This is a genomic window from Pseudomonas fluorescens, from assembly GCF_041354075.1.
In the GTDB taxonomy this organism is placed as follows: domain Bacteria; phylum Pseudomonadota; class Gammaproteobacteria; order Pseudomonadales; family Pseudomonadaceae; genus Aquipseudomonas; species Aquipseudomonas fluorescens_CE.
In genome coordinates this window covers 152,130-169,898 of sequence record NZ_JARZGC010000002.1, presented here as the reverse complement: position 1 = coordinate 169,898, position 17,769 = coordinate 152,130, and the positions used below count along the sequence as shown (strand labels likewise).

Below are 17,769 nucleotides of genomic sequence, written 5' to 3'. Positions count from 1 at the left end.
CAAGAGAGTGGAGTTGAGCATGAGCGCATACACAATTGCAGCGGTTCCAGGTGACGGCATCGGTGTCGAAGTAATTGCCGCCGGTGTCGAGGTGCTGCAGGCCTTGTCGAAAAAATCCGGCTTCCAGATGGATTTCAAACATTTTGACTGGAATTCGGACAACTACCTCAAGAACGGCTTTTACATCCCAGAGGGCGGCCTGGAGGAACTGAAGACCTTCGACGCTATCTTCTTCGGGGCGGTGGGCGCGCTCAACGTACCGGATCACATTTCCCTCTGGGGCCTGCGCTTGCCGATCTGCCAGGGTTTCGATCAATACGCCAACGTGCGTCCGGCACGGGTGCTGCCGGGGGTGAAAAGCCCGCTGCACAACGGCGATCAGATCGATTGGGTGGTCGTGCGGGAGAACTCCGAAGGTGAGTACTCCGGCAACGGCGGTCGGGTGCACCGTGGCCTGCCGGAAGAAGTTGCCACTGAAGTCTCGGTGTTCACCCGTGCCGGGGTTGAACGCATCCACCGCTTCGCCTTCGAACTGGCGCAAAGCCGTCCACGCAAGCATCTGACCATGGTGACCAAGTCCAACGCCCAGCGGCACGGCATGGTGCTGTGGGACGAGATTTTCTACGAAGTGGCCAAGGATTTTCCGGACGTCAGGATCGACAAGGAACTGGTCGACGCGGTGACGACGCGCATGGTGCTCAAGCCCTCCACCCTCGACGTGATCGTTGCCACCAACCTGCACGCCGACATCCTCTCCGACCTGGCGGCGGCCCTGTCCGGCAGCCTGGGGATCGCGCCGACCGCCAACCTCAACCCGTCACGCCAGTTCCCGTCGATGTTCGAGCCGATTCACGGTTCGGCCTTCGACATCACCGGCAAAGGCGTCGCCAACCCGATCGCAACGTTCTGGACGGCGGCCATGATGCTGGAACACCTGGGCGAAAAAGCAGCCGCCAAGCAGTTGATGTCGGCGATCGAGGCGGTGACCGAAAGCGGTTTGCATACCCCTGATCTCGGCGGTAACGCCACGACGCGCCAGATCACGGAGGCAGTCATCGCGTTGATCAACCGCTGATCCGCTACCAACGATTCAAGCTGCGGCACAACGCCCCGGGGCAGGTCGCCTGACCTGGCCCCTGGGCATTTCCTGACAACAATAAAAAATCAGGGCCCTGTCATGAAAAGAATATTTGGCAAGCTTTACGTACAAGTACTGATCGCCGTCATCCTTGGCGCTGTCGTCGGCGTATTCGTTCCCGAAACCGGCGCGGCCCTCAAACCCCTGGGCGATGCCTTCATCAAGCTGATCAAGATGCTCCTCGCACCGGTCATCTTCCTGACCGTGGTCACAGGCATTGCCCGCATGGAAAACATGAAGGAACTGGGCCGCGTGGGCTTTCGCGCGTTGCTCTATTTCGAAGTGGTGTCGACCCTGGCGCTGGTGGTCGGCCTGCTGGTGGTCGATGTGTTCAAGCCCGGCGCTGGCATGAACATCGACGTCGCCACCCTCGACACCTCCAGCCTGGCCACCTACACCTCGGCGGTGAAACACGCATCGTTCATGGATTTCGTCATGAACATCATCCCGGACACCATCGTCGATGCGTTCGCCAAGGGCAACGTCCTGCAGATCCTGCTGTTTTCCATCTTGCTCGGCATCGCCCTGGCGCATGTCGGCCCGCGCGGCAAAGCGTTGGTCGATACGCTCGATAGCCTGATGCAGGGCATGTTTCGCATCGTCAATATGGTCATGCGCCTGGCTCCGATCGGTGCATTCGGCGCCATCGCCTTCACCATCGGCAAATACGGTTTCGGTTCACTGTTCTCGCTCGGCAAACTGATGGCCTGCGTGTACCTGACCTGCGCGGTGTTCGTGATTTTCGTGCTCGGGCCGATCTGCCGCTACAGCGGATTCAGCCTGTGGAAATTCCTGAAGTTCATCAAGGAGGAGCTGTTCACCGTGCTGGGCACCAGCTCTTCGGAGTCGGTGTTGCCGCAGATGATTTCCAAGATGGAAAAGGCCGGGGTGTCCAAACCCGTGGCCGGCATGATCATTCCTTCGGGCCTGACCTTCAATCCGGACGGGCAGGCGATCTACTACACCATCGCCGCCATCTTCATTGCCCAGGCCACCAACACGCCCTTGACCCTGACCGATCAACTGATCGTGCTGGCGGTGCTGATGTTTACCTCCAAAGGCTCGGCAGGTGTCACCGGCTCAGGGTTCATTATCCTGGCGGCAACCCTGTCGTCACTGGGCACCATTCCGGTCGCGGGCATGGTCTTGCTGCTGGGGGTCGACCGGTTCATGTCGGAAGCTCGGGCAATCACCAACACCATCGGCAATGGCGTCGGCACCCTGGCCATTGCCAAATGGGTCGGGGCGCTGGACGAGGTCAAACTGAACCGCGCGCTGAAAGGTGAAATCGAAGAGCCGAACAGCGCGGCGGTTCAGGTCGAGCCCATGTTCGTTCATTCGGCGATGGAAGAGGGGCCTGCGCTGCCCAGCCTGAAAAAGGCATCCCGGGCCTAGAGGCACCGACGGCACTGTTCAGCGGGGCGACCGGACAGTTTGCCGTTTTTACGTAGTTCTCGACGGGGCATTTACCGATCATGCGCTCGGTCACCCAGCCTTCGCTGCGGGGTGATCGGGATGAATGGTTGCGCAAGTGCCCCGAGAGGTCGCCCTGATGAACGACAAGAATCTCACCCATGCCACCGGCGCCCCGGTGGTCGACAATCTCAACAGCCAGACCGCCGGACCCCGTGGCCCGGCGTTGCTGCAGGATATCTGGTTGCTGGAAAAACTGGCGCATTTCGACCGGGAAGTGATTCCCGAGCGGCGCATGCATGCCAAGGGTGCCGGCGCTTACGGCACCTTTACCGTCACCGCAAACATCCGCCGCCACTGCAAGGCCAGCCTGTTTGCCGAGGTCGGGAAACAGACCCCGGCCTTCGTGCGTTTTTCCACCGTGGCGGGAGAGCGCGGTGCCGCCGATGCCGAGCGTGATATCCGTGGCTTCGCCGTGAAGCTGTACACCGATGAGGGCAACTGGGACATCGTCGGCAACAACACGCCGGTGTTTTTCTTCCGCGATCCTCTGCGGTTTCCCGACCTCAACCATGTGGTCAAGCGCGACCCGCGCACCGGGCTGCGTTCGGCGACCAACAACTGGGATTTCTGGACGCTGCTGCCCGAAGCGTTGCACCAGGTGACGATCGTCATGAGTGACCGGGGCATTCCCGCCAGTTACCGGCACATGCACGGTTTCGGCAGCCATACCTTCAGCCTGATCAACGAGCGCAACGAACGGGTCTGGACCAAGTTTCATTTCGTGTGCCAGCAGGCAATCACCAACCTGAGCGACGGTGAAGCGGCAGACGTTGTCGGCGGTGATCGGGAAAGCCATTTGCGGGATCTGTATGAATGCATCGAACGCCAGGAGTTTCCGAGCTGGAAGCTGTGCATCCAGACCATGACTGAAGATCAGGCTCGCACGCATCGGCATAATCCGTTCGACCTGACGAAGGTCTGGCCCCATGCCGACTTCCCGTTGCAGGAAGTGGGCATCCTGCAACTGAACCGCAATCCCGTTAACCATTTTGCCGAAGTCGAACAGGCGGCGTTTTCGCCTGCCAATGTCGTCCCGGGCGTGGGTTTTTCGCCGGACAAGATGCTCCAGGCTCGCCTGTTTTCCTATGGCGATGCCCAGCGTTATCGCCTCGGGGTGAATTTCAATCACATCCCGGTCAACGCCCCGCGTTGTCGTTTCCACAGCTATCACCGGGACGGCGCCATGCGCACCGACGGTAACCTGGGGTCGACGCTGTCCTATTACCCCAACAGCTTTGGCGAGTGGCAGGACCATCGACAGCTGCACGAGCCGTTATTACCCCTGGAAGGCGATGCCGGCCATTGGGATCAAAGCATCGTCGAGGATCACTACGAACAACCCGGCAACCTGTTCCGCCTCATGACGCCAGCGCAACAGCAGGTGCTGTTCGACAACACCGCGCGGGCGATGGGCGATGCACCGACGATGATCAAGCAGCGGCACATCGCCAACTGCGCCAAGGCGGACCCGGCCTACGGCGCCGGGGTGGCCAGAGCGCTGGGCATGGCGCTGGAGACGTCGGCTCTGGCGAGCAACTGAATCCGGGGCGTGCGGCTGGCCGGAAGGACCCGGCCGCCGGGCGCCTCATTCGTCAACCTCAGCGGGAGCAAGATCATGGGCAATGGTTTGAACAAGAAGGCTTTGGTGGTCGTTGATATCCAAAATGACTATTTTCCAGGTGGCAGGTGGACGCTCTCCAACGTCGAGGCCGCTGCCGCGCAAGCCGCTCGGGTCATCGACCGGTTTCGCGAGCAGGGCGACCTGGTGGTGCACATCCGTCATGAGTTCAAGGACGATAACGCGCCATTCTTCCGTCCGGGCAGCGAAGGCGCGCAAATCCACGACAGTGCGAAGAACCGCAGCGACGAGCCGGTGGTGCTCAAGCATTACATCAACTCGTTTCGCGAAACCGAACTCAAGGCGATTCTCGACCGGCATGAAATCAACGAAGTCGTGGTGGTCGGCAACATGAGCCACATGTGCGTGGACGGCATGACACGCGCTTCGGTGGATTTTGGCTATACCACCACTGTGCTCCACGATGCCTGCGCGACCCTGGATCTGGAATTCAACGGGGTCAAGGTGCCGGCCGCGCAGGTGCACGCCGCGTTCATGGCGGCGCTGAGTTTCGGTTACGCGCCCGTCATCTCCACCTCGGAGTACCTGGAACGCTGAGCCTCGCGACAGGGCGGGCGATGGACGGTCATGGGCGTTCATCGACCTGCCGAAGGCGTGGTCTATGCTGTCTGGCTGGACTCGTCCGGCATGGAGGCTGCCGCAACTGTTCGAGGTCAGTGAGGTGCGCCCATGCAACTGGTCTGCCCGGAGTTCGATGAATTCGAGGAAGCGCTGTACGGGGTGCAGGGCCGCTACGTGCTGCGCACACGGCAACAACGGGACTGGCAACTCAATGTGGTCGACCTCAACGGCGTGGCGCTGATGAGCGGCCGTGAAGGCGCCGGAACGGTGTATACCGGCGTCGGCCTGCAGGGCTATTTCAACATCTTCCTGCCCCTGACCGGGCATGAGTTCACCGCAGTGGACGGCCATGCCTTCAATCGCCGAAGCATCGGCTGGATGGTGCCCAATGCCATGTTCCATATCAACGCGAAGAGCCCGGCCAGTTGGCTGACGGTGGCCATGTCGTGCGAGCGGGTGTTGCGCTGGGCCGCAGTGCGTGAAGATGAGTTCGACTTTTCCGTGTTGCATCGCAACATGGTCAGCAATGTCCGACGCAACCCAGGCCCGTTGTTGTGGCTGGCCCGTCGTCTGTTTCAGATCGAAGCCAATGCACCTGCTGAACTGCACACCGAGAGTGGGGAGGAGGCCGCGCGCCGGGAAGTGATGGACGTGGTGTTTCGTGTGCTGTTGCCGGTCGACCCGTTGCAGGCTGCACCGCGACACCATCGCGATCACAAGGAAATCCTCAGGCGTGCACTCGAGTTGCTGGACACGTTGGAGAATCGGCCCGTCTATATCGAAGACATCTGCCGCGCGACCTGTACCTCGGAACGCACGGTGCGCAACGTCTTCAACGAATACCTGGGCATGAGCCCGCACCGCTACCTGATGATCCGCCGCCTGCACGGCATGCGAAACGCCATCCGCCACGCCGCTGCGCAGGACACGATCACCAGTATTTGTGCGCGCTACGGCGTATGGGACTTTGGCCGGTTCGCCAGCCTGTATCGTCAGTACTTCGGCGTGTTGCCGGCGCAATCGCTGAAAGCGGCCAAGGCGTTGAGGCACGTCTGAGCGACTCGGTTCAGGCCATTGAGCGCATCAGGGTAGCGCTGGGGTACTCGCCAAACAGCCGCTGGTAATCGGCCGCCATGCGGCCGGGGTCGGAAAAGCCGAAGCGCTGGGCAATACGGTTGACTGTCTCGGTGTGCGGGTTGGCAATCGACAGCGCCGCCCGTACCCGGTGCAGGCGGCGAACGTGCAGATAGCGCTGGGGCCCGACACCGAACACTTGCTTGAAGATCGAGCGCAAGGTGCGTTCGCTGACGCCGGCCTGGCGGCACAGTTCGGATAGCCGGATCGGTTGTTCGTCGTCGCGTTGCAGCAGTTCCAGCACGCGGGTGACATTGGCCCGGCGCTGCGCCCGCTGCCACTGGCCCGCCTCCGTGGTGGGTACAAGGGTCGGACTCGATGGCGGGGCCGGGGGCTTGATCATTTCAATCTGCTTTCAGGACGCGCTCAGGTCACTCAGATTCGCCCCAACCCGGTACTCGCACTACGTAAAACAGGCAAATTCATCCACTTCAGCCACCGTTCGGTCATTGCCGCTTCGAGTTTGCCGGATGGATGAGCGGGGCCTGTCGGCTTACCGGTGCTGTTCGGCAACCAACAGCAACGACTGCGGCAGGGCGCTTTGCGGGTGCTGCGGCTCCTGCAGGCCGGCCAGCCGGAAGCCGGCCATGTCCAGCGCATTGATCCAGCTTGAAAGGGTGCGCATGTACCACGGCATGGGTTGCCATTGGCCCTGGAAAGCGTTGAAGGTCTCCTCGCGCCAGCCATCCTGGTAATCGCCGCCGGCGACGGCCCAGGGGTGCAGCGTCTGGATCAGCAGTGTCCCGCCCGGGACGAGCAGGGCGTTCATCGCCGTCAGCAGCGGGATGATGTCCTGGTGCAGGAGGGCGAAGTTGGCGCAGATCAGGTCGTAGTCGCTGCCCACATCGACGGCCGCCTCCGCGAGCTGCTCGTAGGTGGCCAGATACACTGGCGAGGAGCCCGCCGCCCGAGCCGCCTCGACCAGCGTCGGGTCGCCATCCACCCCGTGCGCCGCGATGCCGCGATCGGCCAGCGCCCGCAACAACCAGCCTTCACCGCAGCCGAGGTCGAGGGCACGCGTCGGCTGTCGACCCATTATCGCCAGCAGGATCGCCTGATCGGTGACCTGTACGCGGCTGTCGATGGCGCCACCGCGCACCGCCTCGATCCAGGCTTGGGCGTTGCGCTGCCAGCTTTCAAGCAGGGCGGATTCGGGATCGCTCATGATGATGTCCGGTGGCGGGTATTGGGCACAGGATAGGCCAGAAATCCATGGCGGAACGCAAACATCTGTGGGAGCGAGCCTGCTCGCGAAAAACGCCCGGGCACCGCGGGCATTCAGGCAGCCCACGTCATCGTTGACGACCATCGCGAGCTTGCTCGCTCCTGCAGGGGAGCGCGGAGGCCGTGCGCACATAAAAAAAGCCCGCCACAAAAAATGCGTGGCGGGCTTTTGGGAAGTGCCGGTTCGGCCAGGTGACCGCCGAACCGCTTTACATCAGGCAGCAGCGCCGTTGACGGGCCCGAGCCCTTGCAGGCGCAACCGATTGAAGGACAGCAGGCGCATCACGTAGCCCAGCTTGATCGCGGTCGGGCCGAGGATGGTCAAGGCGTGGGCGCAGACCAGTTGCGGCAGGTTCAGGTAGGCGTCCAGTCCGTACGCCAGAATGATCCCGGCGATCAACATGAACAGCCCGCCAACCAGCAGCAGATGGGACAACTTCAACACGTGCTGCGGATTGTCGAAAAAATCAAACATGTCGAAGCCCCTGGCGCTGGACGCTCGGCAGATCGAGTGCTCACGGCAAGGGGCCTGACAGCTCCCATTGCCGTGGGCGCGCTTTACGACTCAGGCCACCGGAATTGATGGATCGGCCGCCGCCAGGGCCGTGGCGCGATCGGCCGCCGGTGGGTAGATCCAAACGGTGTTGATCTGGGTCTTGAGGTCCTTGGCTTCTTTCCTGACCAGCTTGACCTGGCGGTCCCAGCCTTCGGTGAAGACCGCGCCCCAGGCACCCAGGTCCAGGCAGGTCACGTATTTGGGCTGGCTGTAAGGGGTCGGTTCGACGCCCAGCAGGTCCGCCGCAACGTTGTTGCCGGCATAACGGCCCAGCGCAATGGCGTGCTGGCAGGACATGGCAGCGTAGTTGCCCAGGTCATCGGTGGCGGCGTACGCGGTGTCGCCAGCGGCGTAGACATCGGCATGGCCGAGCACCTTGAGGTTGCCATCAACGTGCAGACGACCCTGCGGATCACGGGTGCCGGTCACTTGTTCGGTGAGCGGGCTGGCGCGGAAACCCACGGTCCAGATCACGGTGTTGGATTCGATGCGTTGGCCGTCAGCCAGTGTCACGCCGCCAGCGTCTACGGCCGCGACCGAAGCATTGAGCACCCACTCGACACCCAGGTGTTCCGAGGCTTCGATCAGCGATGGGCCGATACCTTCGCCCAGCGACGCCCCCGGGGTCGGCGCACGATCGACCACAATCACACGGATCGCTGCGTCGTCGCCCAGCGCGGCACGCAGGCGCGCCGGCATTTCGGTCGCGGTTTCGATCCCGGTGAAACCACCGCCGCAGACGACGACGGTGTTGCGAGCCGGGCTGCTTGGCTGGTTCTTCAAGGCCTTGATGTGGGCTTCGAGACGGGCGGCCGATTCGATTTCATCGACGTCGAATGCGTGTTCGTTGATGCCTTGCAGGGCCGCCGGGCGAACCAGGCGGCTGCCGGCGGCCAGGACCAGGCGGTCATAGCTCAGCGTGCCCTGGGTGCCGAACACGTCGCTGTAGCTGACCTGCTTGTTGGCGGTATCGATGTTGTCGGCGGTGCCCTTGACGAATTTCACGCCCACGGCGTCGAACAGATCGCCCAGCGGGGCCATCATGGTGTGCACTTCCGGCTCGTAGAAGCGCGGGCGGATGCGCAGTTCGGCTTGTGGCGCGAGCAGGGTGATCTGTACGTCGTTACGGTCATGCTTGTCCAACAGACGGGCGGCGCTCAACGCGCTCCAGACACCACCAAACCCTGCACCAATAACTAGAATTTGCTGTTTCATCGGAAGACTCCTGAAGAAAAAAACGATCGTTTAACGGGTTGTCTGTTCAAGCGCGACCGTGTCCTGGCGGGTTGCAAGTGCATGGCTTGCCTGGGCAAGTGCAGGACTGTTCCGGTTCGATTCGCTGTAGGGAATGCTATCGGGCAGGTGCCGGCAGAACACTTCTACAAAGGGTCAGTGCCGACATGTCTAAGTGTGAGGCGGATATACCAAGGTATTAAAAGGAGCGGGTGATCCGCTCAGGCCTGGCCAACGAGCACGCCTTCGATGCAGGCGATCAGCTCGGCGCAGGAGAAGGGTTTTGGAAAGTAGGCAACCGGTTTGGGAGACGCGGCGCAGACCTGGGGTGGGGAGCCCTGGTACCCGGTGATGAAGATCACCGGGATCCGCAGGCCCCTGGCGGACAACTCGTCATACAGCTGAATGCCCGACAGGCCGGGCATCTGGATATCGGAGATCAGGCAATGGGTGTCCAGCGGCCCGCTGGAATCGAGAAAGGCTTCAGCGTCAGGATAGACACGCACCGTATAGCCGCTGGAACGCAACAGACTGTCGAGCGCAATGCGCACGGACTCGTCATCGTCGACGACGGAAACAACAGCGGTGAGGGACATTTTCCATACCTGAGCAAATGCAGGGTGGCCCATCGAGGGCGCCCGCCATTACCGCAAGATACGCTGTCCAGTCGCGGGTCATACTATACGTGCGTATACAGGCCTTACTGTGGCTGATCGAGCCCAAGTGCCTGGGCCATGCGCACCAGGTCGGCGAACGAGCGCGCGAACATCTTGCGCATCGCCTGGCCGCGATGAATCTTGACCGTGATTTCACTCAGGCCGATTTCCCCGGCAATCTGCTTGTTCATCAAGCCTGAGGCGGCCAGCGACATCACGGTTTGCTCACGGGGCGTCAGCGTCGCATAGCGGCTGCGCAGTTCATCATTGCCCCGTTCGGATTCTCGGCGCAATTTGTCGCGCACGTGAGCGGCGGACACTGCATCGATCAGATCCTGTTCGCGAAACGGCTTGGCCAGGAAGTCCACCGCGCCGGCCTTCATGGCCCGCACCGTCATGGCGATATCGCCATGACCGGTCATGAACACGATCGGCAGGTTGATGTTGGCGGCCACCAGTTCATGTTGAAAATCCAGCCCGCTGGTGCCTTGGAGCCGCACGTCGAGCACCAGGCAGCTCGGGATGTCGGGGCGGGTGAAGCTCATGAATTCGGCGACCGAGCCAAACAGCTCCACCTGCAAACCGATCGAGCGCAGCAGGCTGCCGAGCGCCTCGCGCAATGGGGCGTCGTCATCGACGATGAAGACCAGTGGCTCATTGTTGACGACTTTGTTCATCGGGTGCTGTTCGTTCATCGCAGTTCCATACAGTGCGGGTTCCTTAAAGAGGGTCATGCATCGGCGACGTCAGTGCGTACCACCGGTAGCGCGAACTTGAATGACGCACCCCGGCCGAGACTGCTGGTGGCCCATATCCGCCCGTCATGGAAGGTGATGATCGAGCGGCAGATCGACAGCCCCATGCCCAGTCCGCTCTCCTTGGTGGTGAAGAACGGGGTGAACAAGGCGGGCAAGACGTCGGAGGCGATGCCCGAGCCCTGATCGGCGACTTCCACCACGGCGGTGCCGTTGACGATCCAGGTGCGCACATGCAGCACCCGGTCACACGCGCTGACACCTTCCATGGCATGGCAGGCATTGATGATCAGGTTGATGATGACTTGCTGCAGTTGCACGCGGTCCACATTGACCTGGTCTGAACGTGCCAGCAGTTCCACCTTCAATGTGATCCGGTGATGGGAAAGCTCCTGCTGCACCAGGCCGAGTGTCTCGCTGACGATGTCGTTGACCGATTCGTGCTGAAGCAGCGGGTCGCACTTGCGCGACAGGGCCTTGATCCTGCCGATGACATCGCTGGCTCGACACGCGCTGGCGACGATCCGGTCGAGCGATTGCAGGGCTTCGGGCAAGTCTGGCTGCGGTCGGTCGAGCCAGCGGCGGCAGGCTTCGCCGCTGCTGGTGATCGCGGTCAGGGGCTGGTTCACTTCGTGGGCAATAGACGCCGCGAGCTCGCCCAGTGATGTGACGCGCGAAACATGCGCCAGTTGCGCGTGTGCGCTGACCAGGGCTGTCTCGGCTTCCTTGCTGGCGGTGACGTCCATCAGCGCGCCAATGTATTCGCAGCGGTCGTGGCGCGCGAACAATGGGCTGGCGATCATGTGCACGTGCTTGATGCGGCCATCGGCGAACAGCAGTCGATGCTTGATTTCGATCAGTGGCTCATGGCGTGCCGCTTTGACGAACACTTCATCGACCAGCTCCAGATCGTCAGGATGAGTACGTGCCCGAACCATGTCGGCGGTCGGCAACACGCCCGGTGGGAACTCGAAGATCCGCGATGATTGCTCCGACCAGGACATGGCGTTTCCTGCACCGCAGAAGCCAATGCTCCCGGTTTGGCTCAAGCGCTGGGCACCGAGCAGGTACAGTTCATTGTGGTGCAGTTGCTGCGCTGCATATTTGCTGCGCAGCGCCAGGAACGTGATGGCCGACAGCGCCGTCAGGCAGCGGAAAAAACTGGTGGTCGAATCCCAATGGGTGTAGCCGCCGTTGAACAGGTAGGTCACCGTCAGCAGCAGCATGCACATCAACGCAATGGAGATCACCACGTTGATCGAAAACAGGTTCGCGGCCATCAACAGCAGGGTGATGTAGAGGATCGTTGGCGCAATGTCGGTGGAGGTCTGGGAGTTGATCACCAGGATACCAGTGGCCACCACCAGGCCGACCATCCAGCCCAGCGCGTTCACCCACGGCGTTGGCCTGATGTTGATGAAAGGGTCAATGCCATTGGGCCTGGAGGCGCGTGGTGCTCCCGCGAAGAGGTTGAAGAAAAAGGCAGGTATTTTGCGCGCATCGGCAGACCGGTTGTTTTTCATTGTGGCCCTGCACATCTGATAGCGGGGGGACGGAGCATCGAGACCTATCCTAAAAGCAATGGTTCTCATCTGATAGGACATAAAACCCTGAAAAACGGCCAAGGCGCTTTCGCAAGGCCTCTACCCCGGTCGATTCGGTAAACCTCCCATACTCAGGTATGTAACGGCAGACCCCATGGATGAGTCCGCTGACCTCAGGTACGACATACGTTTGCCGGCCAACTGCTTAACCTGTTCATACACCGCGCATCGTTGCTCCGGATTGCTGAAGGGGCGAGGTGGCACGCCTGCTTTCCTACTTCAATGGCCTAATCGCCGGGCGGTTTCCATGATGAACAGAAATGATCTGCGTCGAGCTGACATCAACCTGCTGGTGGTCTTCGAGTCGATGATGCACGAGCGTAATGTCAGTCGTGTCGGCGAGAAGCTGTTTCTCGGTCAACCGACCATCAGCAGTGCCCTCGGGCGTCTGCGGCTGATGTTCGATGATCCACTGTTCATTCGCTCCGGGCGGGTCATGGAGCCTACTTCACGTGCCGAGGAAATTTTCTCCAACCTGGCGCCGGCGCTGGACGGTATCGCGGCGGCCTTGAGTCGCTGCCAGGCGTTCGATCCCGCCACCAGCGAGGCTACTTTTCATGTCGGCCTCTCGGACGATGTCGAGTACGCACTGCTGCCCTCGTTGTTGCGCCACCTGCGGGTGGAGGCGCCGAACCTGACGCTGGTGGTGCGGCGTGCGGACCACTGGCAGATGCCACAACTGCTGACCTCCGGGGAAATCACCCTGGGCATCAGCCACACCCTGGACTTGCCGGCCAACGCGCGGCGCAAGGCACTGCGGCCCATTCGCCCGATGCTGCTGCGCGCCGATGGGCAACCCGGCGAAATGGGGCTGGACGACTTTTGCCGTCGCCCGCACGCCGTCGTGTCCTCGATGGGCAATGTCAGTGAGGAGGCGGATCACGCGCTCAGTCAAATCGGCCGCCAGCGCAAGGTGGTGCTGACGGTGCCGCAGTTCAGCGCCTTGCCGATGCTGCTGGCCGACAGCGACATGATTGCCATCGTTCCGGACTACATCGCTCGCTCCATGGCGATGATCGAAGGGGTGCGAGCCGAACCGGCGCCGTTGGAACTGCCGCACCAGGAACTGTCGATGGTCTGGCGCGGGGCGACCCATGACGACCCGGCCGAGCGCTGGCTGCGTTCACGCTGCAGCGCGCTGCTGGCCGAGCAGCAGATGCCGGCTGTGCGCCAGATACCTGTCCAGACACGTATTCCATCCTATGCCTGATCCGAAGCAGACTGCCGGGAATCAAACATGCTGACGTTTTTCCTCGTTCACCCCTTGATCATCGCGGCCGTCCTGGTGATGGTGGACCTGTCTCTCTGGCGCTGGCTGGGCGTTGACCGGCCGGTGCTGCGCATGTGTTCACGGGTCGCCGTCTTCGCTGCGTTCTGCTGGGTGTTGACCGCTGCGGGCATCAGCCCCTTGCAGCCACCGTTGTGGCCCGAGGACGCGATTCTCAACCTGATGGCGACGATTGTCGGGATCGCCTGGTGGCTGTTCGCGGCGAGAACGCTGACGGTGGTGCTGGGCCATGGCCTGACCTCTCGCGGCGGGCACACCGCACGGCTATTGCATGACGTGATGGGCGCGGCGATTTTCCTGATGGCCGTCGTCGGGGCTGCCGCTTACGTCTTGCAACTGCCGGTCAAGGGATTGCTGGCGACCTCGGGGGCGATGGCGATCGTCGTCGGCCTGGCGTTGCAGAGCACCTTGAGCGATGTGTTCTCCGGCATCGTGCTCAACACCACCAAGCCTTATGAAGTGGATGACTGGATTGCCATCGATGGCGTCGAGGGCCGGGTGGTGGAAATCGATTGGCGTTCGACGCATCTGCTGACCAGCCTGGGCAGCATGGCGGTGGTCCCCAACTCGTTGGCGGCCAAAGCCAAGATCCTCAATCTGAGCCGACCGGGCAATGCCCACGGCGTGAGTGTGCTGATGGCGATTCCCAGCAACGTGCGGCCCCGACGGGCCATTGATGCGCTGGAGAAAGCCCTGCAAGGGACCCGCGCCTTGCTCCCGGGCTTCACGCCCAAGGTGTCGGTGAAGAGCTCGCACCTGGAATACAACGAGTACGAACTCAAAGGCTACATCGCGTCGCTGTCGCACAAGACCGAAGTGCGCAACCTGATGTTCGACCTGGCCCATCGTCACCTCGAAGCCTCGGGTATCAGTTGGGGCCTTGCGCCGGGTATCCAGGCCTGGAGTCGGCCGCGACGTCTGCTAGAAGACGTGCGGGTGTTCCGCTCGCTCGGTATTGAAGAGCGTGACCGACTGGCCGGGCACATGACCCCTGTGGACTACCAGGCCAATGAAGTGCTGCTGGCCTTCGGCGAAGTCGCCGATTGCCTGATGATTCTCAGTACGGGCGTGGTGTCGGTGTCGATCCACGATGGGGAACGCCTGGTGGAAGCGGGGCGCATGGGGCCGGGGGAGGTGCTGGGCGAAGAGGGCATTCTGGCCGAGGCGCACTCGCGAGGCGAGTTCCGCAGTTTGACCAGCGGCCGGCTGTTTCGCATCGAGCGCGGTCTGCTGGGTGCGCAACTGGAGCCGTCGAGCGATCTGCACCTCGCGCTGGACAACCTGGTGCACCAGCGCGAAGAGATTCGCGAAGCGGTCGTGGCGAAAAAACCGGTCAGCGCCAAGCGTGGTGGTTTCCTCGCCTGGCTGCAAAAGAAGCGTGAACCCTCAGCGTGAAAACCGGCTGCGGTATTCGCGCGGCGAGACCGACAGGTGGCGGTGGAAGGTGTAGCGCATGCGCTCCTCATCGCCAAACCCGCATAACTGTGCGACCTGGTCGATGTTTCGCTCGGAGTCCTCGAGCATCCGCCGCGCCGCCTCCATGCGAAACAGTTCCAGGGCCTTGGCCGGCGTGCGTCCGATCTTGCGTTTGTAGACCCGGGAGAAGTTACGCGGGCTCATCTGCGCCTGCCGGGCCAGCGCTTCGACGGTCAGGTTGGCATCGCTCAGGTTCGCGCTGATCCACAGATGCAGATCGTCGAAGGTTCCGCCGTCATCCATTTGCGACTGCAGCAATTGACTGAATTGCGCCTGGCCGCCAGGGCGCTTGAGGTAAACCACCAGCTCCCGGGCCACCGTCAGGGCCACCTCGCGACCGCAATCGGCCTCGACCAGCGCCAGCGACATGTCGATACCGGTGCTCACCCCCGCCGAGGTCCAGACGGCGCCTTGCTGGATGAAAATGGCGTCGATGTCGACATCGACGGTCGGGAATCCGTTCTTGAGCATGTCGCACATCGCCCAATGGGTGGCTGCACGCAAGCCGTTCAGCAAGCCCGCCTGGGCCATCAGGAACGTACCGCTGCAGACCGACGCCGTGCGTCTGGCGTTGGCCGAGGCTTCGCGTAGCCAGTCGACCAGCGCGACCTCGTCGATCATCGCCTGGGCAATGTTCGGCGCACCCGGCACGATCAGTGTATCCAGTGGGCGATCAGTGAAAGCGCCCAGGGTCGTGGTGTGTACGGTCAACCCTTCGGCCGTGGTGATCAATCCGCCTTCGAGGCTGGCCGTGTGCACTTCGTACCCGGGCAAGCCGCGTTCGGCCATGGCTTTGGTGGCCGCCCAGAACACGGTCTGCGCGCCGGTCAGGTCCAGCAGACCCATCTGTGGATAGGCCAGAAAAACCACCGTACGCGGTTGTTGCAGGCCAGTGGGAACGTCAGCACGGTGAGCGATTGAATTCATGTTGGCGTCAGACTCTATTACGCCAGCCTTGGCGATGGGTGGGCGCAGGTGAAACTACCGTGCGCGCAATACTTGTCAACCATGAGTGACAAGCGGAGTGTCAAATCGAGTGCTGCAAGCCGCCTCGGTCTTGTCGGTGGCTGGAAGGGAGGAGGGTGCTGGCTGCACGGCGAGCGAACTGGATACGGAAGCCGTGGGTGTTGCCAATGGCAAAACGAAGATGAAAGTCGCGCCTTGGCCTTTTTGACTGGTTGCCCAGATTTTTCCTTCATGACACTCAATGATCGAACGGCAAATCGACAAGCCCATGCCCAGGCCCTCGGCCTTGGTGGTGTAGAACGGATTGAACAAGGACGCCAGCTGGCAATCATCGATGCCTGGCCCGTTGTCCTCGAACGCTATCGATACGTCGCTGCCTGCGACCCACGTGCGGATCACCAGCGACCGCGCGCTGGTTGCCGACTCGCCCATCGCCTGGCATGCATTCATGATCAGGTTGATGATGACTTGTTGCAGTTGTACCCGGTCGCCGATGAAGCGCGCGCTTCCCGCCTCGAGTGTCAGTTGCAACTGTACATGCTGATGGCTGAGCTCATACTGAATCAGCAACAGGGTGTCGCGCACGAGGGTGTCGAACACTTGTTCCTGACGCTGCGGTACGCATTTTTTCGAGAGCGCCCGCACTCCGGTGATGATTTCATTGGCCCGCTGGGAGCTGTGAATGATGCGCCGCACGGAAAGCTTCGCTTCTTCCAGATTGGGCTCGTTGCGCTCGATCCAGCGCAGGCAGGACTCTCCACTGGCCACGATCGCCGCCAAGGGTTGATTCACCTCATGGGCGATGGAGGCGGCGAGTTCTCCCAGCGACGTCATTCGCGTGACGTGCGCCAGTTGCGCCTGGGAATCCAGCAGTGCTTCCTCGGCCTTGCGTGTGGCGGTGATGTCCATCAGCGCCACGACATACTCCCGGCTGTCAGGTTTGCTGGCGGGGTCGATGGCATTGATCACCACCTGCAAATGGCGCACCGCCCCATCTGGCATCAGCAAACGCCGCTCAAGCTCTATTTCCAGTTCGCCTTCGGCCAGACGGGCCAACAGTCTTTCTGAATGCCGGCGGTCATCGGGGTGAGTCCGGGCCGTCATCAGCGCCAGGGACGGTTCCACGTCTCGCGGATAACCAAAAATGCGAAAGGCTTCCTCGGACCAGTGGATCTCCTTGCAGCGGCCGCGATCGAAGCGCAAGCCGATGCTGCCGGTGCGGCTCAGGCGCTGGGCGCCGCTCATGAAGGCTTCGTTGCGCCGCAGTTCATCGGTTGACCATTTGCTGCGCAGCGTCAACAAGGTGATGGTGACCAGGGAGACGACGCATCTGATGTAGCCGGCAATGCTCCCCGTCGACTCGTAGAAGTACTCAACGATAAAACCACCGGTGATCAGCGCAAAACAAAAGAGCGCCACGATGAGAACGATCCGGATGGAAAAAACATGCGCCGACATGAACAGGAGCGTGATGTAGAGCACCGCGTGCGCAACATCCGAATCTAGCATGATGTTGATGCCGGAGATGGTCATAGCCGCTGAAAGAGAGGCGATGAACGCCAGCCGGTCTGACGCCAGAAAACGTTTGCACAGTCGGGTCAGCATCAGGTTTGGCTCTCTGAGTGGGAGTGGGTTGTCACGTTAAAAAAGATGCCGGGAGCTTGATAAAAAATGCGCTCTTCAATCGAAGAGCGCCAAGACCCACTTTGGAAGGAGTTGCCAAAACGGGTGGTTTGTCCGCGCAAGTGCCTGACATTCAGGTCGGTTCCTGATGACCGGTATCAGTCCATGGAAAAGTGGGTAGGGATGCTCATGCCTGAGCCGTAGGGGTTATCGATCGCCGCCACACGGCGTTCGATCAGGCGATCCGAGCCGCCTTCGGCCACGCGTCGCTCGATCAGGCGATCCGAGCCGCCTTCGGCCACGCGACGTTCAATCAGGCGATCCGAGCCGCCTTCGGCCACACGGCGCTCGATCAGGCGATCAGAGCCGCCTTCGGCCACACGGCGTTCGATCAGGCGATCGGAGCCGCCTTCGGCCACACGGCGTTCGATCAGGCGATC

General features: G+C 61.7%; 16 protein-coding genes and 1 pseudogene. 7 read left to right on the top strand and 10 right to left on the bottom strand.

Annotated elements, in window-relative coordinates; all coding sequences use genetic code 11:
- Positions 1–19 precede the first annotated feature (19 nt).
- From QIW53_RS03055 to QIW53_RS03035, 5 genes are all read left to right on the top strand, one after another.
- Complete coding sequence (locus QIW53_RS03055) at positions 20–1,075, top strand: tartrate dehydrogenase (protein ID WP_371048218.1); 1,056 nt, start codon at positions 20–22, stop codon at positions 1,073–1,075.
- Positions 1,076–1,177: 102 nt separating this feature from the next.
- The gene (locus QIW53_RS03050; protein WP_371048217.1) at positions 1,178–2,533 is read left to right on the top strand and encodes a dicarboxylate/amino acid:cation symporter; all 1,356 of its coding nucleotides are present in this window, start codon (positions 1,178–1,180) and stop codon (positions 2,531–2,533) included.
- 157 nt (positions 2,534–2,690) lie between these two features.
- A complete protein-coding gene (locus QIW53_RS03045) occupies positions 2,691–4,154 on the top strand; it encodes a catalase (protein ID WP_371048216.1) in 1,464 nt (487 codons plus the stop codon).
- An 87-nt stretch (positions 4,155–4,241) separates the two neighbouring features.
- Positions 4,242–4,790 (top strand): cysteine hydrolase family protein, encoded by a 549-nt coding sequence (locus tag QIW53_RS03040; protein WP_371048437.1) that lies wholly within the window; start codon positions 4,242–4,244, stop codon positions 4,788–4,790.
- Positions 4,791–4,922: 132 nt separating this feature from the next.
- Entirely contained in the window at positions 4,923–5,870 is a 948-nt protein-coding gene (locus tag QIW53_RS03035) for a helix-turn-helix transcriptional regulator (protein ID WP_371048215.1), read from the top strand.
- A 10-nt stretch (positions 5,871–5,880) separates the two neighbouring features.
- On the opposite strand, the gene QIW53_RS03030 is transcribed toward QIW53_RS03035, so the two are convergent.
- The 7 genes from QIW53_RS03030 to QIW53_RS03000 all read right to left on the bottom strand — a co-directional run bounded on the left by QIW53_RS03030 (position 5,881) and on the right by QIW53_RS03000 (position 11,895).
- Positions 5,881–6,291, bottom strand: coding sequence for a helix-turn-helix transcriptional regulator (locus QIW53_RS03030; RefSeq protein WP_371048214.1), 411 nt, complete (start codon positions 6,289–6,291; stop codon positions 5,881–5,883).
- A gap of 150 nt (positions 6,292–6,441) precedes the next feature.
- Entirely contained in the window at positions 6,442–7,113 is a 672-nt protein-coding gene (locus QIW53_RS03025; RefSeq protein ID WP_371048213.1) for a class I SAM-dependent methyltransferase, read from the bottom strand.
- A gap of 273 nt (positions 7,114–7,386) precedes the next feature.
- Entirely contained in the window at positions 7,387–7,647 is a 261-nt protein-coding gene (locus tag QIW53_RS03020; protein WP_371048212.1) for a transmembrane sensor/regulator PpyR, read from the bottom strand.
- 90 nt (positions 7,648–7,737) lie between these two features.
- Entirely contained in the window at positions 7,738–8,943 is a 1,206-nt protein-coding gene (locus tag QIW53_RS03015) for an NAD(P)/FAD-dependent oxidoreductase (RefSeq protein WP_371048211.1), read from the bottom strand.
- A 239-nt stretch (positions 8,944–9,182) separates the two neighbouring features.
- Positions 9,183–9,557, bottom strand: a complete 375-nt coding sequence (locus QIW53_RS03010) for a response regulator transcription factor (protein WP_371048210.1) — start codon at positions 9,555–9,557, stop codon at positions 9,183–9,185.
- A gap of 104 nt (positions 9,558–9,661) precedes the next feature.
- On the bottom strand, positions 9,662–10,312 hold the full coding sequence (locus tag QIW53_RS03005) for a response regulator transcription factor (protein ID WP_371048209.1): 651 nt from the start codon (positions 10,310–10,312) through the stop codon (positions 9,662–9,664).
- Between the two features lie 35 nt (positions 10,313–10,347).
- Positions 10,348–11,895 (bottom strand): sensor histidine kinase, encoded by a 1,548-nt coding sequence (locus QIW53_RS03000; protein ID WP_371048208.1) that lies wholly within the window; start codon positions 11,893–11,895, stop codon positions 10,348–10,350.
- A 328-nt stretch (positions 11,896–12,223) separates the two neighbouring features.
- Between QIW53_RS03000 and QIW53_RS02995 the strand changes: the two genes are divergently transcribed.
- Together QIW53_RS02995 and QIW53_RS02990 are read left to right on the top strand one after the other, a co-directional pair.
- Positions 12,224–13,186, top strand: coding sequence for a LysR family transcriptional regulator (locus QIW53_RS02995; protein ID WP_371048207.1), 963 nt, complete (start codon positions 12,224–12,226; stop codon positions 13,184–13,186).
- A 27-nt stretch (positions 13,187–13,213) separates the two neighbouring features.
- Positions 13,214–14,659, top strand: coding sequence for a mechanosensitive ion channel domain-containing protein (locus tag QIW53_RS02990; protein WP_371048206.1), 1,446 nt, complete (start codon positions 13,214–13,216; stop codon positions 14,657–14,659).
- Here the strand turns inward: QIW53_RS02990 and QIW53_RS02985 are convergent.
- From QIW53_RS02985 to QIW53_RS02975, 3 genes and pseudogenes are all read right to left on the bottom strand, one after another.
- The gene (locus QIW53_RS02985) at positions 14,651–15,667 is read right to left on the bottom strand and encodes a GlxA family transcriptional regulator (protein WP_371048205.1); all 1,017 of its coding nucleotides are present in this window, start codon (positions 15,665–15,667) and stop codon (positions 14,651–14,653) included. The genes QIW53_RS02990 and QIW53_RS02985 overlap by 9 nt on opposite strands.
- A 75-nt stretch (positions 15,668–15,742) precedes the next feature.
- Positions 15,743–17,311, bottom strand: a complete 1,569-nt coding sequence (locus QIW53_RS02980) for a sensor histidine kinase (RefSeq protein ID WP_371048204.1) — start codon at positions 17,309–17,311, stop codon at positions 15,743–15,745.
- A gap of 176 nt (positions 17,312–17,487) precedes the next feature.
- Positions 17,488–17,769: pseudogene (locus tag QIW53_RS02975) on the bottom strand (hypothetical protein); the annotation flags it as partial.